At 67.3% G+C, this 22,752-nt stretch carries 23 protein-coding genes; 14 read left to right on the top strand and 9 right to left on the bottom strand.

The genetic code is table 11. The features are described from left to right. Positions 1-93: 93 nt before the first annotated feature. The 3 genes from ftsX to ftsY are packed head-to-tail and all read right to left on the bottom strand — an operon-like array spanning position 94 to position 3,124. The gene (ftsX, locus tag HMPREF2886_RS27760) at positions 94-1,101 is read right to left on the bottom strand and encodes a permease-like cell division protein FtsX (RefSeq protein ID WP_033974094.1); all 1,008 of its coding nucleotides are present in this window, start codon (positions 1,099-1,101) and stop codon (positions 94-96) included. Further along, a complete protein-coding gene (gene ftsE / locus HMPREF2886_RS27755; protein ID WP_003084505.1) occupies positions 1,101-1,772 on the bottom strand; it encodes a cell division ATP-binding protein FtsE in 672 nt (223 codons plus the stop codon). Before ftsE ends, ftsX begins: the two co-directional genes overlap by 1 nt. After that, positions 1,769-3,124 (bottom strand): signal recognition particle-docking protein FtsY, encoded by a 1,356-nt coding sequence (ftsY, locus tag HMPREF2886_RS27750; RefSeq protein WP_033974091.1) that lies wholly within the window; start codon positions 3,122-3,124, stop codon positions 1,769-1,771. Before ftsY ends, ftsE begins: the two co-directional genes overlap by 4 nt. A gap of 120 nt (positions 3,125-3,244) precedes the next feature. Between ftsY and HMPREF2886_RS27745 the strand changes: the two genes are divergently transcribed. The 6 genes from HMPREF2886_RS27745 (at position 3,245) to HMPREF2886_RS27720 (ending at position 8,797) form a co-directional block, all read left to right on the top strand. After that, the gene (locus HMPREF2886_RS27745; protein WP_073649045.1) at positions 3,245-4,642 is read left to right on the top strand and encodes a M16 family metallopeptidase; all 1,398 of its coding nucleotides are present in this window, start codon (positions 3,245-3,247) and stop codon (positions 4,640-4,642) included. Next, positions 4,635-6,122, top strand: coding sequence for a M16 family metallopeptidase (locus tag HMPREF2886_RS27740; protein ID WP_033974085.1), 1,488 nt, complete (start codon positions 4,635-4,637; stop codon positions 6,120-6,122). Before HMPREF2886_RS27745 ends, HMPREF2886_RS27740 begins: the two co-directional genes overlap by 8 nt. After that, positions 6,122-6,718, top strand: coding sequence for a 16S rRNA (guanine(966)-N(2))-methyltransferase RsmD (gene rsmD / locus HMPREF2886_RS27735; protein ID WP_003102864.1), 597 nt, complete (start codon positions 6,122-6,124; stop codon positions 6,716-6,718). The genes HMPREF2886_RS27740 and rsmD overlap by 1 nt, the downstream gene beginning before the upstream one ends. Before the next feature lie 2 nt (positions 6,719-6,720). Further along, a complete protein-coding gene (locus HMPREF2886_RS27730; RefSeq protein ID WP_039028037.1) occupies positions 6,721-7,287 on the top strand; it encodes a hypothetical protein in 567 nt (188 codons plus the stop codon). A 36-nt stretch (positions 7,288-7,323) separates the two neighbouring features. Further along, positions 7,324-8,322, top strand: coding sequence for a hydrolase (locus HMPREF2886_RS27725; protein WP_033978579.1), 999 nt, complete (start codon positions 7,324-7,326; stop codon positions 8,320-8,322). Positions 8,323-8,386: 64 nt separating this feature from the next. After that, a complete protein-coding gene (locus HMPREF2886_RS27720) occupies positions 8,387-8,797 on the top strand; it encodes a GNAT family N-acetyltransferase (RefSeq protein WP_023126903.1) in 411 nt (136 codons plus the stop codon). Here HMPREF2886_RS27720 and HMPREF2886_RS27715 read toward each other — a convergent pair. After that, positions 8,782-9,429, bottom strand: a complete 648-nt coding sequence (locus tag HMPREF2886_RS27715) for a TetR/AcrR family transcriptional regulator (protein WP_003084488.1) — start codon at positions 9,427-9,429, stop codon at positions 8,782-8,784. The genes HMPREF2886_RS27720 and HMPREF2886_RS27715 overlap by 16 nt on opposite strands. Positions 9,430-9,717: 288 nt before the next feature. On the opposite strand from HMPREF2886_RS27715, the gene HMPREF2886_RS27710 reads away from it, so the two are divergent. The 6 genes from HMPREF2886_RS27710 (at position 9,718) to ggt (ending at position 16,263) form a co-directional block, all read left to right on the top strand. Further along, complete coding sequence (locus tag HMPREF2886_RS27710) at positions 9,718-11,148, top strand: coniferyl aldehyde dehydrogenase (RefSeq protein ID WP_070748770.1); 1,431 nt, start codon at positions 9,718-9,720, stop codon at positions 11,146-11,148. Between the two features lie 54 nt (positions 11,149-11,202). Beyond that, positions 11,203-11,751, top strand: a complete 549-nt coding sequence (locus HMPREF2886_RS27705) for a twin-arginine translocation pathway signal protein (RefSeq protein WP_070748767.1) — start codon at positions 11,203-11,205, stop codon at positions 11,749-11,751. 55 nt (positions 11,752-11,806) lie between these two features. After that, positions 11,807-13,402, top strand: coding sequence for a GMC family oxidoreductase (locus tag HMPREF2886_RS27700; RefSeq protein ID WP_033978577.1), 1,596 nt, complete (start codon positions 11,807-11,809; stop codon positions 13,400-13,402). 148 nt (positions 13,403-13,550) lie between these two features. Then, positions 13,551-14,030, top strand: a complete 480-nt coding sequence (coaD, locus tag HMPREF2886_RS27695; protein WP_003084466.1) for a pantetheine-phosphate adenylyltransferase — start codon at positions 13,551-13,553, stop codon at positions 14,028-14,030. 120 nt (positions 14,031-14,150) lie between these two features. Beyond that, complete coding sequence (locus tag HMPREF2886_RS27690; RefSeq protein WP_003084462.1) at positions 14,151-14,402, top strand: YfhL family 4Fe-4S dicluster ferredoxin; 252 nt, start codon at positions 14,151-14,153, stop codon at positions 14,400-14,402. A 127-nt stretch (positions 14,403-14,529) separates the two neighbouring features. After that, positions 14,530-16,263 (top strand): gamma-glutamyltransferase, encoded by a 1,734-nt coding sequence (ggt, locus tag HMPREF2886_RS27685; protein ID WP_033974073.1) that lies wholly within the window; start codon positions 14,530-14,532, stop codon positions 16,261-16,263. 103 nt (positions 16,264-16,366) lie between these two features. On the opposite strand, the gene HMPREF2886_RS27680 is transcribed toward ggt, so the two are convergent. The 5 genes from HMPREF2886_RS27680 to HMPREF2886_RS27660 form a co-directional block, all read right to left on the bottom strand. Continuing rightward, complete coding sequence (locus tag HMPREF2886_RS27680) at positions 16,367-17,353, bottom strand: tetratricopeptide repeat protein (RefSeq protein ID WP_003118791.1); 987 nt, start codon at positions 17,351-17,353, stop codon at positions 16,367-16,369. A gap of 291 nt (positions 17,354-17,644) precedes the next feature. Further along, on the bottom strand, positions 17,645-17,989 hold the full coding sequence (locus tag HMPREF2886_RS27675; protein WP_033978776.1) for a hypothetical protein: 345 nt from the start codon (positions 17,987-17,989) through the stop codon (positions 17,645-17,647). Positions 17,990-18,071: 82 nt separating this feature from the next. Beyond that, positions 18,072-18,650, bottom strand: a complete 579-nt coding sequence (locus tag HMPREF2886_RS27670; protein WP_033971791.1) for a lysophospholipid acyltransferase family protein — start codon at positions 18,648-18,650, stop codon at positions 18,072-18,074. A 76-nt stretch (positions 18,651-18,726) separates the two neighbouring features. Then, positions 18,727-19,539 carry a bifunctional DNA-formamidopyrimidine glycosylase/DNA-(apurinic or apyrimidinic site) lyase gene (gene mutM / locus HMPREF2886_RS27665; protein WP_003102876.1) on the bottom strand — a complete coding sequence of 271 codons (813 nt, stop codon included), beginning with the start codon at positions 19,537-19,539 and terminating at the stop codon, positions 18,727-18,729. 58 nt (positions 19,540-19,597) lie between these two features. After that, the gene (locus HMPREF2886_RS27660; protein WP_003118789.1) at positions 19,598-20,422 is read right to left on the bottom strand and encodes an HDOD domain-containing protein; all 825 of its coding nucleotides are present in this window, start codon (positions 20,420-20,422) and stop codon (positions 19,598-19,600) included. Positions 20,423-20,637: 215 nt separating this feature from the next. On the opposite strand from HMPREF2886_RS27660, the gene pfpI reads away from it, so the two are divergent. Beyond that, positions 20,638-21,177: a protease PfpI gene (pfpI, locus tag HMPREF2886_RS27655; RefSeq protein WP_033971792.1), complete on the top strand. Its 540-nt coding sequence runs from the start codon at positions 20,638-20,640 to the stop codon at positions 21,175-21,177. Positions 21,178-21,249: 72 nt separating this feature from the next. Next, positions 21,250-22,446 carry a class I SAM-dependent rRNA methyltransferase gene (locus HMPREF2886_RS27650; RefSeq protein ID WP_033971793.1) on the top strand — a complete coding sequence of 399 codons (1,197 nt, stop codon included), beginning with the start codon at positions 21,250-21,252 and terminating at the stop codon, positions 22,444-22,446. Positions 22,447-22,752 lie beyond the last annotated feature (306 nt).

Below are 22,752 nucleotides of genomic sequence, written 5' to 3'. Positions count from 1 at the left end.
AACTCGCGCAGTGTAGCACTCGGATATCTGACTGCAAGCGGGTGTATAAGTTCCTTTACAGCGACCCGCTGGCCGATCGTGATCCCCCTGTCCTCAGCGCGGCGCCAGCTCGCGCAGGTGGCGGGCCACGGCCAGCCAGGCGCCGACCCAGCCAAGCAGCACCGCGCCGACGGTCAGCGACAGGCCGTCGTCCAGCGGCACGCCCTGCAGGCCGAAGTCGCTGCCGTACAGCCCTGAAAGGTTGACCACCGAACCGTTCAGCCAGTTCAGCGAATAGGCCAGCAGCGCCCAGGACAGGATGCCCGCGCCCAGGCCGTACAACGCGCCCATGTACAGGAATGGCCGGCGCACGTATCCGTCCGTCCCGCCGACCAGCTTGATCACCTCGATTTCGTTACGGCGATTTTCGATGTGCAGGCGGATGGTGTTGCCCACCACCAGCAAGAGGGTCAGCACCAGCAGGATGGTCAGGCCGAAGACGAAGCGTTCGCCGAGCTTGAGGATCGCGCTCAGGCGCTCGACCCATACCAGGTCGAGCTGCGCCTGCTGCACATGAGGCAGCTCCGCGAGCTGCTGGCGCAGCGCCTCCAGGCCGGCCCGGTCGATCTGCTTGGGCGTGACCGAGATCACCGGCGGCAGCGGGTTCTCCGGCAGCTCCTTGAGCGCTTCGCCCAGGCCGGACTGTTCCTGCAATTCGCTGAGCGCCTGCTCGCGGCTGATCAATTGGGCCTCGATCACGTCCGGCAGGCGTTCGATCTGCTCGCGCAGGTCCTGGCCCTGGTCTTCGCTGGTCTTCAGGTCGAGGAACAGGGAGATCTGCGCCGCGCGCTGCCAGGAGCCGCCGAGCCGTTCGACATTGTTCAGCAGCAGCGAGAGGCCCATCGGCAGGCTCAGGGTGATACCCATCACCAGGCAGGTGAAGAAGCTGCCGAACGGGTGGCCGAACAACCGGCGCAGGCTGTCCACCAGGCTGGCGCGATGGCTTTCCAGGTAGGCGCTGAACGAGCCGCTCCAGTCGGTCTGTTCCTGGCTCGGTTTCTCGCGGGTCTTGCGTTCCGGTGCGCCCTCCTCGGGGCCACGGGGAAGATCGTTGGCGCTCATCAGGCCTCATCCTCACGGTCAGCGATGATCCGGCCACGCTGCAGGGTCAGCATGCGATGGCGCATACGGGCGATCAGGGCCAGGTCGTGGCTGGCGATCAGTACGGTGGTGCCCAGGCGATTGATATCCTCGAACACACCCATGATTTCCGAGGCGAGTCGCGGGTCGAGGTTGCCGGTGGGTTCGTCCGCCAGCAGCAGGGCCGGCTGGTGGACGATGGCGCGGGCAATGCCGACCCGCTGCTGCTGGCCGGTAGAAAGGTCGGAAGGCAACGCCTCGCCCTTTTCCTTCAGGTTCACCCGTTCCAGGGCCGAGGCCACGCGCTTGGCGATCTCCGGCTTGGGCATGCCGAGGATCTGCAGCGGCAGGGCGATGTTGTCCGCCACCGTACGATCGGTGAGCAGTTGGTGGTTCTGGAACACCACGCCGATCTGCCGGCGCAGGAAAGGGATCTGCGCGGTGGTGATGCGCCCCAGGTCCTGGCCGCCGAGCAACAGCTTGCCGCTGGTCGGTCGCTCCATCGCCAGGATGAGGCGCAGCAGGGTGCTCTTGCCGGCGCCGGAGTGGCCGGTGACGAAGAGGATCTCGCCACGGTGCACGCGGAAGGACACCTCGTGCAGGCCTACGTGGCCGTTGGGATAGCGTTTGCCGACCTGCTCGAAGCGGATCATGCGTTCTCCCGCTCTGCGAAGAGTGCCTGGACGAAGGCATCGGCCTCGAAGGTACGGAGATCGTCGATCCCCTCGCCGACACCGATATAACGGATCGGCAGGCCGAACTGCTTGGCCAGGGCGAAGATCACCCCGCCCTTGGCGGTGCCGTCCAGTTTGGTCAGGGCCAGGCCGGTCAGCTCCACCGCGAGGTTGAACTGCTTGGCCTGGTTGATGGCGTTCTGCCCGGTGCCGGCGTCGAGCACCAGCAGGACCTCATGGGGCGCCGTCTCGTCCAGCTTGCCGATCACCCGGCGCACCTTCTTCAGCTCCTCCATCAGATTGTCCTTGGTATGCAGGCGTCCGGCGGTATCGGCGATCAGCACGTCGATGCCGCGGGCCTTGGCGGCCTGCACCGCGTCGAAGATCACCGAAGCGGAGTCGGCGCCGGTGTGCTGGGCGATCACCGGGATGCGGTTGCGCTCGCCCCAGACCTGCAACTGCTCCACGGCGGCAGCGCGGAAGGTGTCGCCGGCGGCCAGCATGACCTTCTTGCCCTCGAGTTGCAGCTTCTTCGCCAGCTTGCCGATGGTGGTGGTCTTGCCCACGCCGTTCACCCCGACCACCAGGATCACATAGGGCTCGCGCGCGACGTCGACCTGCAACGGCTGCTCCACCGGGCGCAGCAGGCTGGCCAGCTCTTCCTGCAGCGCCTTGTACAGCGCGCCGCTGTCGGCCAGCTCCTTGCGCGCCACGCGCTTGGTCAGGTTCTGCACGATCAGGGTGGTGGCCTCGACGCCGACGTCGGCGGTCAGCAGGCGCGTCTCGATGTCGTCGAGCAGATCGTCGTCGATTTCCTTGCGACCGAGGAACAGGCTGGCCATGCCTTCGCCGATGCTGGCGCTGGTCTTGGACAGTCCCTGCCGGAGGCGGGCGAAGAAGCCCGGCCTGGTCGCCGGCTCGCTGACTGCCGGAGCGGCGGCCAGCGGCACAACGGGCTCGGGCTCGGGCTCGGGCTCGGGCTCGGGCTCGGCAGCCAGGATAGGCTCGGGTTGCGCGACGGGCGCCTCGGGCCGGGGCGAATGCTCCTCGGCCGACACTGGCCCGTCACTGGCGAGCGGCGCTTCGGCAACCGGCGCCGGCGGCTCGGCCGGCTCGGCAGCGGAGGGCTGCTGCCGACCTGGCTGTTCTGTCAGGGATTGCGCCACATCATCGGCAGGCGCGCGCTGCTCGGCGGCCGACGTCTCGGAGACCGGCTCGACAGGCTGATCGGCAGGCTGCTCGCCGGCTTGCGGCTTTTTCCGCCACCAGCCGAACAGACCTTTCTTTTCCCCGCCCTGCGGGGCCTTCTTGTCGTCGTTGGAACCAAACATGAATGCTTGTATCTCAAGGGAGCGGCACGGGACGTGGCCGCCCGGAAAACGGATGGGTATCCTAGCATCTCCTCGCCCGACGGGGCTAAGGGTCCTGCCCCGCAGTGACCTGAGACCCCGGTGGCGGCACGAAAGGTCCAGATCACCATGAAAACCCCAGCTCGCCGCCGCGTCGGCCTGCTCCTAGCCAGCCTTTGTCTCCCGCTTTTCGCCCAGGCGGCGGAAACCCAGCCCACCCACGAGTTCAGCCTCGACAACGGCCTGAAGGTCATAGTGCGTGAAGACCACCGCGCCCCGGTGGTGGTTTCCCAGCTCTGGTACAGGATCGGCTCCAGCTACGAGACACCCGGGCTCACCGGCCTGTCCCACGCCCTCGAACACATGATGTTCAAGGGCAGCCGCAAGCTCGGCCCGGGCGAAGCCTCGCGGGTGCTGCGCGACCTGGGTGCGGAAGAGAACGCCTTCACCACCGACGACTACACCGCCTATTACCAGGTCCTGGCCCGCGACCGCCTGCCGGTGGCGCTGGAGATGGAAGCCGACCGCATGGCCCACCTGAGCCTGCCGGCCGACCAGTTCAAGAGCGAGATCGAGGTGATCAAGGAGGAGCGCCGCCTGCGCACCGACGACAATCCCAACGCCCTCGCCTTCGAGCGCTTCAAGGCCGCCGCCTACCCGGCCAGCGGCTACCACACCCCGACCATCGGCTGGATGGCCGACCTGCAGCGCATGACCATCGACGACCTGCGCCACTGGTACGAATCCTGGTACGCGCCGAACAACGCCACCCTGGTAGTGGTCGGCGACGTCACCGCCGACGAGGTCAAGACCCTCGCCAAGCGCTACTTCGGCGAGATCCCCTGGCGCCAGCTGCCGCCGGCGCGCAAGCCGCTGGAACTGGCCGAGCCCGGCGAGCGTCGGCTCAAGCTGTACGTACGCACCCAGCTGCCGAACCTGATCATGGGCTTCAACGTGCCCAGCCTGGGCAGCAGCGAGAACCCTCGCGAAGTCAACGCCCTGCGCCTGATCGGCGCACTGCTCGATGGCGGCTACAGCGCCCGCCTGGCCTCGCGCCTGGAGCGCGGCGAGGAGCTGGTCGCCGGCGCCTCCACCTACTACGACGCGTTCAACCGCGGCGACAGCCTGTTCGTCCTCTCGGCCACGCCGAACGTGCAGAAGGGCAAGACCCTCGAGCAGGTCGAGGCCGGTCTGTGGAAGCAGCTCGACGACCTCAAGCAGAACCCGCCCAGCGCCGCGGAGATCGAGCGCGTGCGCGCGCAGATGATCGCCGGGATGGTCTACGAGAAGGACTCCATCGCCGCCCAGGCCAGCAGTATCGGCCAGTTGGAAAGCGTCGGCCTGTCCTGGAAGCTGATCGACCAGGACCTGGAGGCCCTCAGGGCAGTGACTCCGGACGATATCCAGAAAGCCGCCCGCACCTATTTCACCCCGTCGCGCCTGACCCTGGCGCAAGTGCTGCCTGTGAAGGCCGAGGAAAAGGAGGCCCGTCATGAGTGAGCGCACAGGGCTGCGTTATGGCCTGCTCGGCCTGATCGTCATCGCGTTGCTGGCCGCGCTGGCCTACTTCGTCGCGCGTCCCGTCCAGACCCCGGCGGCGGCCCATGCCGCGGCGGTCGAGGAAAACCAGTTGCAGTCGCTGAAGGACGTCGCCAAGCAGGCGCCGGTCCATCGCAAGCTGGACATCCAGGAATGGAAGACCGCCGAAGGTGCCAAGGTGCTGTTCGTCGAAGCCCATGAACTGCCGATGTTCGACCTGCGCCTGACCTTCGCCGCCGGCAGCAGCCAGGACGCCGGCACCCCCGGCCTGTCGATGCTGACCAACGCCATGCTCAACGAAGGCGTGCCGGGCAAGGACACCACTGCCATCGCCGCCGGCTTCGAGGACCTCGGCGCCTCGTTCAGCAACGGCTCCTACCGCGACATGGCGGTGGCCGGCCTGCGCAGCCTGTCCGATGCCGACAAGCGGACCCAGGCGCTGAAGCTGTTCGAACAGGTGATCGGCCAGCCGACCTTCCCCGAGGACGCCCTGGCACGCATCAAGAACCAGGTCCTGGCCGGTTTCGAGTACCAGAAGCAGAACCCCGGCAAGCTGGCCGGCCTGGAGCTGTTCAAGCGCCTCTATGGCGAGCATCCCTACGCGCACTCCAGCGACGGCGACGAAAAGTCCGTTCCACCGATCAGCCGCGAACAATTGCAGGCGTTCCACAAGAAGGCCTACGCCGCCGGCAACGTGGTCATCGCGCTGGTCGGCGACCTCTCGCGGCAGGAGGCCGAAGCGATCGCCGCGGAAGTCTCCAAGGCGCTGCCCCAGGGCCCGGCGCTGGCCAAGACCGTCCAGCCGGAAACGCCCAAGCCCGGCCTGACGCACATCGACTTCCCCTCCGAGCAGACCCACCTGATGCTCGCCCAGCTTGGCATCGACCGCCAGGATCCCGACTACGCGGCGCTCTACCTGGGCAACCAGATCCTCGGCGGCGGCGGCTTCGGCACCCGCCTGATGGACCAGGTGCGAGAAAAGCGCGGCCTGACCTACGGCATCTATTCCGGCTTCACCGCCATGCAGGCACGCGGTCCGTTCATGATCAACTTCCAGACCCGCGCCGAACTCAGCGAAGGTGCGCTGAAGCTGGTCCAGGACATCGTCCGCGACTACCTGGCCAACGGCCCGACCCAGAAGGAACTGGACGACGCCAAGCGCGAACTGGCCGGCAGCTTCCCGCTGTCCACCGCGAGCAACGCCGACATCGTCGGCCAGCTCGGCGCCATCGGTTTCTACGGCCTGCCGCTGGACTATCTGGAAAGCTTCCTCAAGCAGGTCGAGGGACTCAGCGTCGAACAGGTCAGGACCGCCATGGCCAAGCACCTGGACGCCGACGCCTTCGTCATCGTCAGCGCCGGCCCGAGCGTGCCGCAGAAACCCCTGCCGCCGCCCACCGCCAAGCCGGCCCCGCAACCCAGCGGCGTTCCGGAGCATTGATGAGCAAACCTACTGCGAAAGCCCCCGGCCGCCACGGCGGCCAGGGACAGCTGCGGATCATCGGTGGCGAATGGCGCAGCCGGCGTTTCGTCTTTCCCGACGGGCCCGGCCTGCGACCGACCCCGGACCGGGTCCGCGAGACCCTGTTCAACTGGCTGGCACCCTATGTCGAAGGCGCACGGGTGCTCGATCCCTTCGCCGGCAGCGGCGCGCTGTTCCTCGAGGCGTTGTCGCGCGGCGCCCGCGAGGGGCTGGCCCTGGATACCAACGGCGAAGCGGTGGCGGCCCTGCGCAACCACCTCGACGCTCTCAAGTGCGGCACCGCCCAACTGGTCCTCGGCGATGCCGTGCGCTACCTGGGAAACCAGGCTCCGAGCGCCTTCGACCTGGTGTTCCTCGACCCGCCGTTCCATCAGAACCTGCTGCAGGACGCCTGCCGCCTGCTCGAAACCCGCGGCTGGCTGAACCCCGACGCCTGGATCTATACCGAGAGCGAGAGCGTCCCCTCGTCCCTCGGCCTGCCCGGAAACTGGCGGCTGCACCGGGAAAAGAAGGCCGGCAACGTACATTACGCGCTCTGGCAGCGGGGAGCCTGAGGATGAGCCCGGCTTCCGCGAACATTCGCCAACGCCTGCTGGCGCTTGGCGAGCCTTGCGCGGCGCAACCCGCCGCCGACTGGCAGGGCGATATCGCCCTGCCCGCCGAGCTGGAGCGTTTCTACCGCGAGGTCGGCCCGCTCGACTGCACCCTGGAGAGTGCCGGCAACCCGTTTTTCCTGCCGTCCCTGGCCCGCCTCTGGCAGCGCCAGGCCGGCTATCGCTGGCACGGCATCAGCGGCGAGCGCCTGTCGGGCTGGCAGGACGACTGGCTGGTGGTGGCCGACCAGGGCGCCGACCCGTTCATCCTCGAGACCGGCAGCGGGCGCATACTCTTCGACCTGCATGGCGGCAGGGGCTGGGACCCGGCCCCGTGCTTCGACGACCTGTGGCAGATGGCGGCCAGCCTGGCCTGCTTCGGCGAGGTCTGGAGCGGCGCCGGCGAGGACATCCTGCTGGACGACTGCAGCGTCGCGCCCCGCTATCGGCAGCAGCTCGTCGACGAACTGCGACCGATCCTCGGTTCGCGCCAGCGGGCGGAGGACCTCGCCGACGAGTTCGGCTGGTAAGCTGGTGGTCACACCACCACCGCCCATGACCTGCGCATGACCGCGTCCCCGACCTTCCAGCCCGCCTGGTGGCTGCCCAATCCGCACCTGCAGACCCTGTGGAGCCCGTTCTTCCGCCGCGGGCCGGCCCTGGAACGGCAGCGCGAACGCCTGTGGCTGGCCGATGGCGACTTCATCGACCTCGACTGGGCCGGCCCGCACGACGCCGAAACCCCGCTGGTGCTGGCGCTGCACGGCCTCACCGGGTCATCCTCGTCGCACTACATCCTCGGTCTGCAGCACGCCCTGCTGGAGCGCGGCTGGGCCAGCGTGGCGCTGAACTGGCGCGGTTGCTCGGGGGAGCCGAACCGCCTGCCGCGCGGCTACCATTCCGGGGTCAGCGACGACCTCGCCGAGGTGGTCGCGCACCTGCGCGCCAGGCGCCCGCAGGCGCCGCTGTACGCGGTCGGCTATTCGCTGGGCGGCAACGTGCTGCTCAAGTACCTGGGCGAAACCGCTGGGGACTGCCCGCTGCTCGGCGGCGTCGCGGTGTCGGTGCCGTTCCGCCTGGACGAGTGCGCCGACCGCATCGGCCTGGGCTTTTCCCGGGTCTACCAGGCGCACTTCATGAAGGCCATGCTGGCCTATGTGCGGGACAAGCAGCGGCTGTTCGGCGAGCAGGGCCAGGTGGAAGGCCTGGCCGCCCTGCAACGCCTCGGTCCGCTGGAGGGCATGCGCACCTTCTGGGACTTCGACGGCCGGGTCACCGCGCCGCTGCACGGCTTCGCCGACGCCAGGGATTACTATCGGCGCGCGTCCAGCCGCTACTACCTGCCGGACATCCGCACGCCGAGCCTGATCATCCATTCCAGCGACGACCCCTTCGTGTTCGCCCGCAGCCTGCCCGATCGCAGCGAACTGGCACCCTGCACCGAGCTGGAACTGCACGCCCGCGGCGGTCACGTCGGCTTCGTCGACGGCTCTCCGCGCCAGCCCACCTACTACCTGGAACGACGCATCCCCGACTGGCTGGAGGCCCGCCTGCGGCAGCACTGAGCTGGCCGGCGTCCGGCGACGGGCGGCAGAATAGGTGCAGGCTGAAGGAAAGAAGAGAGGGCGAATGGAACTGACGCTGCGGCACAACCCGGTGCTCGACGATGCCGACTGCGAGGCAATCCTGGCGATCCACGCGGCGGTCGGCTGGGACCGGCGCATGCCGCCAGCCGAGCTACGCACGCTGTATCAGCATTCCGGCTATTCCCTGCTGGCCGAACGCGACGGCCGCCTGGTCGGCCTGCTGCGCGCCGAGGAAGAAACACCGATTCGCGTCTGGCTGGCGGAAATCGCCGTGCTGCCCGGCGCACAGAGCAGCGGCGTCGGCGCAGCCCTGCTGCGGCGCTTCGCCGAGGATCACCGCGGCGCCTACCTGTTCACCGACGCCACCCTCGGTACCGAAGCCTTCTTCCGCCGCCACGGCATCCACATCCAGCAGGTGCTGGAGAAAACCCCGCGCGATCAGAGCGGCACGTAGAGCCGCTCGGAAATCCCGTCCACCGCATCCTGGGCCTGCGCCTCGATGTGCCCGCTCTCCAGCGCGAGCACCTGGTAGATGCCGCGACGCAGTTGCGCCTCGCTGAGGTCGCCGTCGAGATCGAGGGTGGTGCAGAGGAAGCGCACCCAGGAGGTGAGGATGATCCAGGCGTTGAGGGTCAGGGCCTCCAGCTGGGTCTCGTTCATCCGCAGGATGCCGGCCTCGGTGAAGCCCCGGTAGATCGCCTTGGCGTTGACCAGGCAGCGCTGGGCGAAGGCACGGTAGCGCGCCGCCAGCTCCGGGTCGCTTTCCAGCAGGTGCTCGAGGTCGCGGTGGAGGAAGCGGTAGCGCCACATCGCGGCCAGTAGCGCTTCCAGGTAGAAGGTCTTGTCGTCCACCGTCAGACCCCGCCCTTCGGGCAGGCGCAGGAAGCTCTCGACGTGGCTTTCATACTCGGCGAACAGCTCGGCGATGATCGCCTGCTTGTTCGGGTAGTGGTAGTAGAGGTTCCCAGGCGATATACCCAGGTGGGTGGCGATATGGTTGGTGGTGACGCTGCGCTCGCCCTGGGCGTTGAACAGTTCCAGGCTGGCCTGGGCGATGCGGTCGCGGGTCTTGATGCGTGGTGCCATGGGGACGACGGGCTCGTTCGGGTAACAGTGCGGGGCGCGGCCCGCCGTGACAGCGTAGAAGGTACACAAAGCCGGCCGCCCGGGTCAGCCCCCGGGGCGGCGGCCGACGACCGGCCCGCCTTTCGTTGGGTACGCAAGCGCCGGGCTGGCAGGCATGCTGTTTGACACTTTAGAGTATTTACTCTAGAAATCCAGCGACGCAGCGAAATTCATCGGACCGAGCCAGGTCCGCCATAACGACAGACGCGCGGCCACGCAGCCGCCCACGCTTCGCCGAGGAGCCAGCCCATGGTCGCCGATATCGCCTACCTGCAGCAGAGCCAGCAGGAAATCAACCAGCTCGAAGCCCTCTTCGCCCGCCAGCGCGCCGCCTACCTGGCGCAGCCGATGCCCGACGCCACGCAGCGCGTGCAGTGGCTGAAGGCCCTGCGCGACCTGCTGTTCAAGGAACAGAAGGCACTGATCGAGGCCATCGACCGGGACTTCAGCGCGCGCTCCGCCGACGAGACCCTGCTTGCCGAGATCATGCCCAGCCTGCACGGCATCCACTACGCCGCCAAGCGCGTGAAGAAATGGATGAAGCCCGCGCGCCGCGCGGTCGGCCTGCAATTCCAGCCGGCCTCGGCCCAGGTGGTGTACCAGCCGCTGGGCGTGGTCGGGGTGATCGTGCCGTGGAACTATCCGCTGTTCCTCTCCATTGGCCCGCTGACCGGCGCCCTCGCCGCCGGCAACCGGGTGATGATCAAGATGAGCGAGTCGACCCCGGCCACCGGGCGCCTGCTCAAGGACCTGCTGGCGCGGATCTTCCCCGAGGACCAGGTCGTCGTGGTGCTCGGCGAGGTGGACGTCGGCGTGGCCTTTTCCAAGCTGCCGTTCGACCATCTGCTGTTCACCGGCGCCACCAGCGTCGGCAAGCACGTGATGCGCGCCGCCGCCGAGAACCTGACCCCGGTCACCCTGGAGCTGGGCGGCAAGTCGCCGGCGATCGTCTCCGACAGCGTGCCGATGAAGGACGCCGCCGAGCGGATCGCCTTCGGCAAGAGCCTCAACGCCGGGCAGACCTGCGTCGCGCCCGACTACGTGCTGGTACCGAGCCGGCGCGTCGAGGAATTCGTCAGTCAGTACAAGGAGGTGGTCCGGGGCTTCTTCCCGCGTCTTTCGGACAACCCCGACTACACCGCGATCATCAACGAGCGCCAGCTCGGCCGCCTCCAGGGCTATCTCGACGACGCCCGCGAGAAGGGCGCGACCCTCGTCCCACTGTTCGCCGAGGGCCAGCAGCGGCGCCTGCCGCAGACGCTGCTGCTGAACGTCAGCGACGACATGAAGGTGATGCAGGAAGAAATCTTCGGCCCGCTGCTGCCGGTGATCCCCTACGAGCGCCTGGAAGACGCCCTGGCCTACGTCAACCAGCGCCCGCGACCGCTGGCCCTGTACTACTTCGGCTACGACAAGGCGCAGCAGCAGCGCGTGCTGCACGAGACCCACTCGGGCGGCGTGTGCCTGAACGACACCCTGCTGCACGTCGCCCAGGACGACATCCCGTTCGGTGGCGTCGGCCCCTCCGGCATGGGCCACTACCATGGCCACGAAGGCTTCCTCACCTTCAGCAAGGCCAAGGGCGTGTTCAGCAAGCCGCGCTTCAACGCCGCGCGAATGATCTACCCCCCCTATGGCAAGTCGATCCAGAAGCTCGTCTACAAGCTGTTCGTGCGCTGAACCGGGGCGCGTGCGGCGCCCCCTCATTCCTACGCTGCAGGTGACATAACAACAATGAGCGACACCACTCTCGAAAGCGCCGGCCTGTCCCGACGCAGCCTGATGAAAGTCGGCCTGATCGGCGGCGCCTTCCTCGCCACCGCGGGCATCACCGCCAGCCTCACCGGCTGCTCGGCGGAGAAACCGGCGAGCGGCCTGGAAAAGGTCCGCGAATCCGACCTGCCGTTCCTCCGTGCGCTGCTGCCGGTGATGCTGCTCGGCGCGGTTTCCGCCGAGCAGATGCCGAAAGCCGTGGAGGGCGCGATCCAGAGCCTCGACCACAACCTGGCGCGGCTCTCCCCGGAGATGTTCAAGCTCACCCAGCAACTCTTCGACGTGCTCGCCCTGCCGCTCACCCGTGGCCCGCTGACCGGTATCTGGGGCAGTTGGGAGAACGCCAGCGGCGACGACGTGCGGGCATTCCTTTCGCGCTGGGAAAACAGCTTCATCGGCCTGTTGCGGATGGGCCACAGTTCGCTGATGCAACTGGCGATGATGGCCTGGTACGCCCGCCCCGAGGCGTGGGTCCATTGTGGCTATCCCGGACCGCCGAAGATCGCTTGAGCCTACCCCGGAACAATACGAAGAGCCCGAAGCCGCCTAGCCTGAGAGTGCATTCATGCCTGTACCCGATCTGTTCGCCGAGGGCCTCGCCCGCGGCTGGAAAACCTACAACGGCTCGCGCCTGGACGACGACCTGGAGCTGGAGGCCGACGTGGTCGTGGTCGGCACCGGCGCCGGCGGCGGCACCACCGCGGAAATCCTCAGCGCCGCCGGCCTGAAGGTGCTGCTGGTGGAGGAAGGCCCGCTGAAGACCAGCAGCGATTTCAAGATGCAGGAGGCCGACGCCTACCCCGAGCTGTACCAGGAAGGCATCGGCCGAATGAGCAAGGACGGCGCCATCACCATCCTCCAGGGCCGCGCCGTGGGCGGCACCACGCTGATCAACTGGACCAGCAGCTTCCGCACCCCGGAACCGACCCTGCAGCACTGGGCCCAGGTCTACGGGGTCAAGGGCCATAGCGCGGAGGACATGGCGCCCTGGTTCGAGAAAATGGAGCAGCGCCTGCACGTGGCGCCCTGGGCGCTGCCGCCGAACGCCAACAACGACGTGATCCGCCTGGGCTGCGAGAAGCTCGGCTATCACTGGAAGGTCATCCCGCGCAACGTCCTCGGTTGCTGGAACCTCGGCTACTGCGGCATGGGCTGCCCGGTCAACGCCAAGCAGTCGATGCTGGTCACCACCATCCCGGCGACCCTCGACAAGGACGGCGAGCTGCTCTACCTGGCGCGCGCCAACCGCCTGCTGCTGGACGGCGACAAGGTGACGGGCCTCGAATGCCTGGGCATGGATGAGCGCTGCGTGGCGCCCAACGGCCGCAAGATCAGGGTCCGGGCCAGGCACTACGTGCTCTCCGGCGGCGGCATCAACACCCCGGCGATTCTCCTCCGCTCGAAGGCGCCTGACCCGAGCCAGCGGGTCGGCAAGCGCACCTTCCTGCACACGGTGAATTTCAGCGCGGGACTGTTCGACCGGGTGATCAACCCCTTCTACGGCGCACCGCAGTCGATCTACTCCGACCATTTCCAATGGGACGACGGCGTCACCGGACGCATGTCCTACAAACTGGAGGTGCCGCCGCTGCAACCGTCGCTGGCCTCGGTGCTGCTCGGCGGCTTCGGCAGCGACAACGCCCTGCGCATGGAACAGCTACCACATACCAACATGATGCTCGCCCTGCTCCGCGACGGCTTCCACCCGGACAGCGCGGAGGGCTCGGTCGGCCTGCGCGGCGACGACACCCCGGTGCTCGACTACCGGATGACCGACTACACCTGGGACGGTATCCGCCGTGCCTTCCATACCATGGCGGAGATCCAGTTCGCCGCCGGCGCCCGGGAAGTGCGGCCGGTGCACAGCGACGCGCGTAGCGCGAAGAACCTGCGCGAGGCGCGGGAGATCATCGACGGTCTGCGCCTGGAGATCTACCGCACGCGCCTGGGCAGCGCCCACGTCATGGGCGGCTGCGCCATGGGCGAAGATCCAGCCATGGCGGTGGCCGACAGCCTCGGCCGCCATCACCACCTGCGGAACCTGTCGATCCACGATGGCTCGCTGTTCCCCACCAGCATCGGCGCCAACCCGCAGCTGTCGGTCTACGGTCTCACCGCGCAACTGGCCAGCGCGCTGGCCGAACGCCTGGCCAGCGCCTGAACCGCCGCCCGGCCGGCCGCGCGCCGCGGCAGCCGGCCCGGCGCCATCAGACCTATGGGCTAAAGGCCGATGGCCCGTGCGTCTTGGCCGCACGGGCATCCCTGCGCTACCATCCGATTCCCTTACGAAACCCTGCCAGGACGTAGCGATGAACCGAGTGCTGTACCCAGGCACCTTCGATCCCATCACCAAGGGTCACGGCGATCTGATCGAACGTGCTTCACGGCTTTTCGACCATGTGATCATCGCGGTCGCCGCCAGCCCCAAGAAGAACCCCCTGTTCAGCCTCGAACAGCGGGTGGCGCTGGCCCAGGAGGTCACCAAGCACCTGCCGAACGTCGAGGTGGTGGGCTTCTCCACCCTGCTGGCGCACTTCGTCAAGGAGCAGAAGGCGAATGTCTTCCTCCGCGGCCTGCGCGCGGTTTCCGACTTCGAGTACGAGTTCCAGTTGGCCAACATGAACCGCCAACTCGCCCCCGACGTGGAAAGCATGTTCCTCACCCCGTCGGAGAAGTACTCCTTCATTTCCTCGACGCTGGTCCGGGAAATCGCCGCTCTCGGCGGGGATATCAGCAAGTTCGTGCATCCGGCCGTGGCAGACGCCCTGGCGGAACGTTTCAAGCGCTGATCCGCGTCGCTCCGCCGGCCTCCCGTCGGCGCCCCGCGTGCACTGCGGGCGCCGATGCGGCACAATTCCGCTATTCCCGTTACCGATGCCGTGGCTGTCCGTCGCGGTTGGAGTTGTTAGATGTCCCTGAAAATCACTGACGATTGCATCAATTGCGACGTCTGCGAACCCGAATGCCCGAACGGCGCGATCTCGCAAGGCGAAGAAATCTATGTGATCGATCCCAATCTCTGCACCGAGTGCGTCGGCCACTACGACGAGCCGCAGTGCCAGCAGGTCTGTCCGGTGGATTGCATTCCCCTCGACGACGCCAATGTCGAGAGCAAGGACCAGTTGATGGAGAAATACCGGAAGATCACCGGCAAGGCCTGATCCCCGCCGTTGCCTGTCCTTCAGGGACGGTTCGCACCCCGTCCGACGCGCTTTTGGCTATCCTTGGCAATCCAGTCTGAGGCGTTCGCGGTCCCGTCCCGCGAACGCCGCTGAACAGTGAGCCGCCATGTCCTTCCTGAACCTGCCCGTCCGTACCCTGGTCGCCGCCTGCGGCCTGTCCCTGCTCAGCCTCGCGGCGCATGCCGACAGCTTTCGCGGCGACGCCCACGCACCGCAGCAGGCCGCCGTCGCCACGCCGCATCCGGCCGCGACCGTCGCCGGCCTGGAAACCCTGGCCAATGGCGGCAACGCCTTCGACGCCGCGGCGGCCATCGCCGCTGCCCTGGCGGTAGCCGAGCCTTACGGCTCGGGACTCGGCGGCGGTGGATTCTTCCTTCTGCGCCAGGCCGGCGCGCAGCCGACCTATCGCTTCCTCGACGCCCGCGAGCGCGCGCCGAAGGCCGCCTACGCCGATATGTACCGGCGCAACGGCAAGGTCGACCCCAGGCTGTCCGTCGACGGCCCGCTGGCGGCGGCGATTCCCGGCCTGCCGGCGGCGCTGGTCGAATTGAGCGGCCGCTACGGACGCAAGCCCCTGGCCGACAACCTGGTGCCGGCGATCCGCCTGGCGGTGGATGGCGTATCAGTCGACCGGATCTATCGTGACCGCGCCGCCATGCGCCTGGAAGCGATGCGCAAGGACCCGGAAACCGCGCGGATCTTCCTCGACAAGGGCGCAATCCCCGACGAATGGAACCTGCTCCGCCAACCGCAACTGGCACGTACCCTGGAACGCCTCGGGCGCTACGGGCGGATCGGCTTCTACGAAGGCGAGACAGCGGACAAGCTGCTCACCGGGGTCCGCGCCGGCGGCGGCATCTGGAGCGCGGCCGACCTGCGCGACTACCGGGTGATCGAACGCCGCCCGCTGGAGGTGAAGCTGGCCAACGGCCGCGAACTGATCAGCGCACCGCCGCCCTCGGCCGGCGGCGTCGCCCTGGCGCAGAGCCTGCAGATGCTGGAACAGCTGCCGTGGCAGAAGGCCGAGCCGGTACAGCGCGCCCATTACGTGCTGGAGGTCCTGCGCCGTGCCTACCGCGATCGAGGCCTGCTCGGCGACCCGGACTTCGTCGCCAACCCGCTACCCAGCCTGCTGGCGCCGGACTACCTCAAGCGCCTTGCCGCCGGCATCGACCCGCGCCGCGCCACGCCCAGCTCGGCGCTGCCGGAGGCGCCGGCCTGGCGCGAAGGCGACCACACCACCCACTTCGCGGTAATCGACGCCCAGGGTAACGCGGTGGCTGCCACCCTCTCGGTGAACCTGCCGTTCGGCGCCGCCTTCACCGTTCCCGGTACCGGCGTGGTGCTGAACAACGAGATGGACGATTTCGCCGCCGACACCCAGGGCGCCAACAGCTACGGCCTGGCCGGCAGCCAGGCGAACGCGGTGGCGGCCGGCAAGCGCCCGCTGTCGAGCATGAGCCCGAGCTTCCTGGAAAGCCCGACCGACTTCGCCGCCTTCGGCACCCCTGGCGGCAGCCGCATCCCGAGCATGGTGCTGATCTCCATGCTGCAGTACTTCGACGGCCGCCCGGTCGGCCAATGGGTCGCCGCGCCGCGCTACCACCACCAGTACAAGCCGGACGTCGTCGAGTACGAACCGCGCGCCTTCAGCGATGCCGAGGCCGCCGAACTGCGCCGGCGCGGCTATCAGCTCAAACGCCTGGAGCGCAGCTATGGCAACCAGCAGGTGCTCTACTGGGACAAGCGCAGCGGCCGCGTCGACGCCGCCAGCGACCCGCGCGGGATCGGCTACTCGTCTCTGTCCCTGGAGGCGCAAGCGCAGCCTCGCCCGCATTGAACAAACGAGAGACAGCGCTCAAAAATGTTCGACGATCTCAACCAGATAGGCGCCGCGTAGGGATTTCGCCGACGAGTCCGGCTGGCAATCCAGGCGGCGGGCCTCACTGGCTCGCCGCTTCAACTGCCTGCTGCGCATCCTCCGCACTGGCTTCCACCGCCTCCGGGTCAGACGGGGCGCCCTCCATGCCTCGGCCGGAGTGCCGGCGATCGGCGGCACCGGAGCAGTCGGCGACGCCGGACAGCTCTCCATCCAGCGCAGCGTGAATCCAGTTTTCCAGGCGGGTGTACCAGGCTGCGTTCGCGGCGCTCTCCAGCCAGGCGATGGCATCCGCATCCTGCTGCTGTGCGGCCTTTTCCAGCCAGAGCCGTGCTTGCAGCTTGTTCATCCCGGCACCGGAACCGTTCCAGTAGGCCTCGCCCACCTTGAACTGGGCACGGGCATCTCCCTGGGTCGCAGCCTTGCAGAACCACTGGAAGGCCTTTTCCCGGCTGCCGGCATAACGGTCCAGCAGGGCGGCTTCCTCGTCTGAAGTAGCGGAATAGACGCCTTGCGAGTCGTCCAGGTAGAACCATCCCAGATTGGTTTCGGCGTCTTCGCTACCGCTGGCCGCCGCGCGTTCGAACCAGGTCCCGGCCTTCACCCGGTCCTGGTCGACCCCTTCGCCTCTCCAGTAGAGAACGCCCATTTCATTCTGGGCGGCGGCATCCCCCTGCTCCGCGGCCTTCCGGAACCAGCGTGCCGCCTCGGTCTTGTCCTGTGGCCCGCCGTCACCATCGCGATAGAGCATGGCCAGTTGGATCTGCGCGCGGACCATCCCCGCAGCGGCCGCCTTGCCCCACCATTCGCGCGCGCTGGCGTAGTTCTGTTGCTGGTAGAAGTAGGCGCCGAAATCGAACAGAGCCTGCGGCTCCCCCGTCTCGGCGGCCTGGCGGAGGCGGGTGAATTCGGCGAACAGTTCATCGCCGCGCTTGTCGCCCTGCTCGGCCTTGGACTGCTCCTTGGCGAGGTCGGACACCGCGTCCTCCGCCCAGGCGAACGAGGGTACGGCAAGAGCAAGAACGGACAGGAACACCCACTGACTGAACATACGCGAAATCCTTATCTTGGTTGAGCCGGTCGGCCACCCCTGGTCGACCTTGTGACCTTGCTGGTCAGCAGGACACTGTCACCATCGGAGAGTCCGATCAAGTGCCACGAACGGTCCGTGCGGAACATCGGTCATCGGCCGATGCGGCGCTATAGCTGCCGCATCGGTTCAAGCATGGCCTGCCGCCTGCCGTGGCGGAAGAAAAGCCTCAGCCAATCGCCGAGCCCCTGCAATGCATCGAGAAAACAAAAAGCCGGTCGATGACCGGCTTTTTTTCATCCCGTTGGAAACTCAGCTTTCGTCGTGGTTATAGCCGCTGTTGGTGCAGCCCAGGCAACGGACGAAGGCTTCCTTGCCCGGATCGACCACCAGCGCCTGGCCGGCCTTGCCGACGCTGCCGCTGGCCGCGGTGAACGGCAGGCTGACCACGAAGGCCACCGCCCCGACGGCCGTGGCGGCGATCAGGAAAGGACGGGCGATGAGCAGATCGCCGATCATGGCGTACGCGGGGGGCGCTTCGACGGTGTACATCGGGTCGCCGCTGGCGTTTTCCTGCACGGCATCCGCCAGCGCGGGCATGGACGAGAGCCCGGTGGTCAGCGCCAGCACGAGCGCGGTGGTGCGAAACAGGTTCATGGAGGCGGTCCTTTCTGGTTTTTGGTTGGGCAGATATCGCCTAACTATAACAGCGCTGCGGGTAGTGCCAGCGTGACCGCCTTCAATCGCCGAGGAATGCGTAGTGCGGCTTTTTCGGGATGAATGGCCGGTAGAAGCCGATCAGGCTGCACAGGTCGGCGTCCTCGTTGCCGGTCGGCCAGAAGGGTTCGCCGATGACGATCCGCCGGTTCTCGTAGTCCAGCGCCGCCGGCACCACCGGCACGCCGGCGCCACGGGCGATGTGGTAGAAGCCCATGCGCCAGCGGTCGACCTTCTTGCGCGTGCCTTCCGGAGCGATGATCAGCATGAACTCACGGTGCTCGCGGAAGGCCTGGATCGCCTGGTCCACGGTATTCAGCTTCAGGTGTCGCTGGATCGGGATACCACCCCAGCGCCGCATCAGGCCGCCCAGCGGGCCGTTGAACAGGGTGTGCTTGCCGAACCAGCGGGCGTTCAGACGCAGGACGAACTTGGCGGCGAGGAAGGCCACGAAGTCCCAGTTCGAGGTGTGGTGGGCGCCGATCACCACGAACTTGTCGAGCGCGGGCAATTGGCCCTCGATCTTCCAGCCGGAGAGTTTCAGCATGGTATGGCCGAGCGACTCGACCAGGGTGTTGCGAGGCAGGTAATTGCCGGACATCGTGCACCTTTCTTATGGCAGGCCGCTCACCGTGGCGGCCCTTCTTGTGGCGGTAGAGTATGCGCGGCGCGGCGCTTCAGCGTTGGCAGCGCGGGCAGTACACGCTGGCGCGCTGGCCCAGGCGGATCTCGCGCAGGGTGCTGCCGCAGACCTTGCAGAACTCCCCGCCACGCCCATAGACGAACAATTCCTGCTGGAAGTAACCGGGCTGGCCGTCGCCGCCGACGAAATCGCGCAGGGTGGTGCCGCCGCGCTCGATGGCAATCGCCAGAATCCGCTTGATCTCCTCCGCCAGGCGCAGGTAGCGCGCCTTGGAGATGCTCCCGGCGGGCTTGCGCGGATCGATGCCGGCGGCGAACAGCGCTTCGCTGGCGTAGATGTTGCCGACCCCGACCACCACCGCGTTGTCCATGATGAACGGCTTGACCGCCATGCTCCGCCCGCGCGACAGCTCGAACAGACGCTGACCGGCGAAAGCGTCGGTCAGCGGTTCCGGACCGAGGTTGCGCAGCAGTTCGTGCTCCAGCGGCGCCAGGCTCCAGAGCATGGCGCCGAAGCGCCGCGGATCGGTGTAGCGCAGAGCCATGCCCGAGGCCAGCTCGATGTCGACGTGCTCGTGGCGACTGGCCGGGGTGCCGCTCTCCACCAGCCTCAGGCTGCCGGACATGCCCAGGTGGCTGATCAGCGTACCGGCCTCCGCACCTAGCAGCAGGTACTTGGCGCGGCGCTCGACGCTGACGATGCGTTGTCCGGACAGGCGCACGTCCAGGTCTTCGGGAATCGGCCAGCGCAGGCGCCGCTCGCGCACGATCACGCGCTCGACGCGCTGGCCTTCGAGGTAGGGGGCGATGCCCCGGCGGGTGGTTTCGACTTCGGGTAGTTCGGGCATGGCGGCAGCAATCCGGTTGACCGCGGCACCTTAGCAGGAAGCGCCGCGGCGCGACCAGTCAGTAGCTGCCCTGACCGACGCCCAGCTCGAGGATCGAGCCCTTGAGGTTCTCGAAGTCGTAGTCGGTAAGCCCGACGTAGTCCAGCACCAGCGCGCCGATGCTGTTCCATTCGTGGTCTTCCGGCTGGTTGCCGAGAACCCGGTGCGAACCGCAGATGTGCTCGGCCATCTTCAGGATCGCCAGCAGGTTCTTCAGCTGGGTATCGCGTGCCGATTCGTCGCCGAAGATCGACAACGCGTTGTGGTGGTTGGCGATCGCCTCGCAGACGTGCTCCGGCAGGCGCCAGGAGCGCGCGGTGTAGTAGCCGACCACCGCATGGTTGGTATTCAGCACGCGGTTCTCGGTGTCCACCACCCGGCGCTCGTCGCTGGCGGCGGCGTAGGCCTCTTCCAGCACCGCCATGTAGTGCGGGAAGCGCTTGAGCATCAGCGGGATGCCGCAATTGTGGAACAGGCCGAGAGCGTAGGCTTCGTCCACCGATTCGTAGCCGATCCGCTTGGCCAGGCTCAGGCAGCTCATGGCCACGTCCTGGGCGGTGTCCCAGAAGCGGTTCAGGGTGACGATGGTGTCGTCGCTCATCTCGCCCTTGATCGACTGGGCGTTGATCAGGTTGATCACCGAACGACTGCCCAGCAGGTTCACCGCGCGCTGGATCGAAGTGATGCGGTTGGCCAGGCCGAAGAACGGCGAGTTCACCAGTTTCAGGAGAGCCCCGGAAAGGCCCGGGTCCTGGCTGATCAGCCTGGCGATGTTCTTCAGGTCCGGATTGGGCATGACCTGCTCCATCTGCAGGTCGACCATGATCTGGGGTTGCGGCGGCACGCTGATGCCTTGCAGGGCCTGGCGGATCTGCTCGGCGGTGAGTTCTTGGACCATGAGGACGGAGGCGAAAGTTGACGGTGCGCGCAGTTTACCCGGAGAACCCCGCCATGGGGCGGGCTTCTGCCGGAAAAGCGGCGCCAGGCAACGGACATGGAACTTTTCCCGCAGCCGCCAGGGTCGGAATGAATACCCCTTCTGATATCGGGAGACACACCATGACCCAATCCCTGCACGGCAAGGTCGTCGCCGCCCTGGTGACCGACGGTTTCGAACAGGTCGAACTGACCGGTCCGAAAAAAGCCCTGGAAGACGCCGGCGCCACGGTAAGGATTATTTCCGACAAGGCCGGCGAAGTGCGCGGCTGGAACCACCACCAGCCAGCCGACGCCTTCCGCGTCGACGGCACCTTCGAAGACGCCAGCCTGGACGACTACGACGCCCTGCTGCTGCCCGGCGGGGTGATCAATTCCGACCAGATCCGCAGCCTGGCCAAGGCCCAGGAACTGGCGATCCGCGCCGAACAGGCGAGCAAGCCGGTGGCGGTGATCTGCCACGGCGCCTGGCTGCTGATCTCCGCCGGCCTGGTGCAGGGTCGTACCCTGACCAGTTGGCCGTCGCTCAAGGACGACATCAACAACGCCGGCGGCCACTGGGTGGACCAGGAGGTAGCGGTGGACGGCAAGCTGGTGAGCAGCCGCAAACCCGAAGACATCCCGGCCTTCAACCGTCGATTCATCGAAATCCTCGCCGGCTGAACGGCCCGCGTTCGCGCAGCGGCGAACCCCGTCGCTGCGCTATAATCGCGCTCTTTTGCCGGAGCCTTTCCCATGACCCTGCCCAGCTTGCGTCTCAAAGCCAACGCCGAGCGCCGCCTGCGCGCCGGCCACCTGTGGGTCTACAGCAACGAGGTGGATGTCGCCGCGACGCCGCTGAACACCTTCGCCGCTGGCGACCAGGCGGTGCTGGAAATGGCCAACGGCAAGCCGCTGGGCATCGTCGCGCTGAGCCCGAACAATCTCATCTGCGGCCGCCTCATTTCCCGTGATACCAAGCACGTTCTCGATAAATCGCTGCTGGTTCATCGCATCAACATCGCCCTCAGCCTGCGCGAGCGGCTTTTCGACAAGCCGTTCTACCGGCTGGTCTACGGCGATTCCGACCTGCTGCCCGGCCTGGTGGTCGATCGCTTCGGCGACGTGCTGGTGGTGCAACTGGCGTCCGCGGCCATGGAACTGCGCAAGGACGAGGTGCTCGCCGCCCTGCTGCAAGTGCTCAAGCCCGCCGCCGTGCTCTGGAAGAACGACTCCAGCGCGCGCGACGCCGAGGGCCTGGAGCGCTACGTGGCCAATGCCTACGGCGAAGTGCCGGAGTGGGTCGCCCTGGAAGAGAACGGCGTGAAGTTCGAGGCGCCGGTGCTGGCCGGGCAGAAGACCGGCTGGTTCTACGACCACCGCATGAACCGCGCGCGCCTGGCGCCCTACGTGCAGGGCAAGCGGGTCCTCGACCTGTTCAGCTATATCGGCGGCTGGGGCATCCAGGCCGCCGCCTTCGGCGCCAGCGAAGTGATGTGCGTGGACGCGTCCGCCTTCGCCCTCGACGGCGTCGAGCGCAACGCGGCGCTGAACGGCGTGGCGGAGAAGGTCGCCTGCGTCGAGGGCGACGTGTTCGAGGCCCTGCGCGAGCTGAAGGCCGCCGACGAACGCTTCGACGTGGTGATCGCCGACCCGCCGGCCTTCATCAAGCGCAAGAAGGACCTGAAGAACGGCGAGGCCGCCTACCGCCGTCTCAACGAACAGGCCATGCGCCTGCTGAGCAAGGACGGCATCCTGGTCAGCGCCTCCTGTTCGATGCACCTGCCCGAGGACGACCTGCAGAACATCCTGATCGGCAGCGCCCGCCATCTCGACCGCAACATCCAACTGCTCGAGCGCGGCGGCCAGGGCCCCGACCATCCGGTGCACCTGGCGATCCCGGAAACCCGCTACATCAAAAGCCTGACCTGCCGGTTGCTGCCCAACGGCTGAGCCCGTCCCGGCGGATGAGCGCCTGCGTTCATCCGCCCTACGGCCACCGCCGCTCATGGCGCGACGGGCGGCGCAAGACGCCAACCCTGGTCGCGACGCGCCGCTCCGCCGACCACCAGCCTTCCCCATTCGCCCGCTCTGGGCTTAGAATCCGGGCATTCCTCGCCAATCATCCCCCGGCGGGCAGTGAGCCCAGGCCGTCGCCAATGGTGACCCCATTCAGACCCCGGCCAACTCCGTACACTCGGCTATTCCCCGTTTGCATCCGGTTCCTTCGACGCTCACGATACAGTCATAACCCGAACC

The organism is Pseudomonas sp. HMSC066A08 (assembly GCF_001813025.1).
Taxonomy (GTDB): Bacteria; Pseudomonadota; Gammaproteobacteria; order Pseudomonadales; family Pseudomonadaceae; genus Pseudomonas; species Pseudomonas aeruginosa.
The sequence above is the reverse complement of the archived record's forward strand: the minus strand, read 5'-3'. Positions and strand labels throughout refer to the sequence as shown.

Bases quoted from the DNA above. Each gene is read 5' to 3' on its own strand.
- rsmD (WP_003102864.1), top strand. From the start codon at position 6,122: ATGAGCAAACCTACTGCGAAAGCCCCCGGCCGCCACGGCGGCCAGGGA.
- HMPREF2886_RS27715 (WP_003084488.1), bottom strand. From the start codon at position 9,429: ATGGCACCACGCATCAAGACCCGCGACCGCATCGCCCAGGCCAGCCTG.
- HMPREF2886_RS27675 (WP_033978776.1), bottom strand. From the start codon at position 17,989: ATGAACCTGTTTCGCACCACCGCGCTCGTGCTGGCGCTGACCACCGGG.
- HMPREF2886_RS27710 (WP_070748770.1), top strand. From the start codon at position 9,718: ATGGTCGCCGATATCGCCTACCTGCAGCAGAGCCAGCAGGAAATCAAC.
- HMPREF2886_RS27705 (WP_070748767.1), top strand. From the start codon at position 11,203: ATGAGCGACACCACTCTCGAAAGCGCCGGCCTGTCCCGACGCAGCCTG.
- HMPREF2886_RS27690 (WP_003084462.1), top strand. From the start codon at position 14,151: ATGTCCCTGAAAATCACTGACGATTGCATCAATTGCGACGTCTGCGAA.
- HMPREF2886_RS27720 (WP_023126903.1), top strand. From the start codon at position 8,387: ATGGAACTGACGCTGCGGCACAACCCGGTGCTCGACGATGCCGACTGC.
- HMPREF2886_RS27740 (WP_033974085.1), top strand. From the start codon at position 4,635: ATGAGTGAGCGCACAGGGCTGCGTTATGGCCTGCTCGGCCTGATCGTC.
- pfpI (WP_033971792.1), top strand. From the start codon at position 20,638: ATGACCCAATCCCTGCACGGCAAGGTCGTCGCCGCCCTGGTGACCGAC.
- HMPREF2886_RS27650 (WP_033971793.1), top strand. From the start codon at position 21,250: ATGACCCTGCCCAGCTTGCGTCTCAAAGCCAACGCCGAGCGCCGCCTG.
- ggt (WP_033974073.1), top strand. From the start codon at position 14,530: ATGTCCTTCCTGAACCTGCCCGTCCGTACCCTGGTCGCCGCCTGCGGC.
- ftsE (WP_003084505.1), bottom strand. From the start codon at position 1,772: ATGATCCGCTTCGAGCAGGTCGGCAAACGCTATCCCAACGGCCACGTA.
- ftsX (WP_033974094.1), bottom strand. From the start codon at position 1,101: ATGAGCGCCAACGATCTTCCCCGTGGCCCCGAGGAGGGCGCACCGGAA.
- HMPREF2886_RS27730 (WP_039028037.1), top strand. From the start codon at position 6,721: ATGAGCCCGGCTTCCGCGAACATTCGCCAACGCCTGCTGGCGCTTGGC.
- ftsY (WP_033974091.1), bottom strand. From the start codon at position 3,124: ATGTTTGGTTCCAACGACGACAAGAAGGCCCCGCAGGGCGGGGAAAAG.
- HMPREF2886_RS27725 (WP_033978579.1), top strand. From the start codon at position 7,324: ATGACCGCGTCCCCGACCTTCCAGCCCGCCTGGTGGCTGCCCAATCCG.
- mutM (WP_003102876.1), bottom strand. From the start codon at position 19,539: ATGCCCGAACTACCCGAAGTCGAAACCACCCGCCGGGGCATCGCCCCC.
- HMPREF2886_RS27670 (WP_033971791.1), bottom strand. From the start codon at position 18,650: ATGTCCGGCAATTACCTGCCTCGCAACACCCTGGTCGAGTCGCTCGGC.
- HMPREF2886_RS27700 (WP_033978577.1), top strand. From the start codon at position 11,807: ATGCCTGTACCCGATCTGTTCGCCGAGGGCCTCGCCCGCGGCTGGAAA.
- coaD (WP_003084466.1), top strand. From the start codon at position 13,551: ATGAACCGAGTGCTGTACCCAGGCACCTTCGATCCCATCACCAAGGGT.
- HMPREF2886_RS27680 (WP_003118791.1), bottom strand. From the start codon at position 17,353: ATGTTCAGTCAGTGGGTGTTCCTGTCCGTTCTTGCTCTTGCCGTACCC.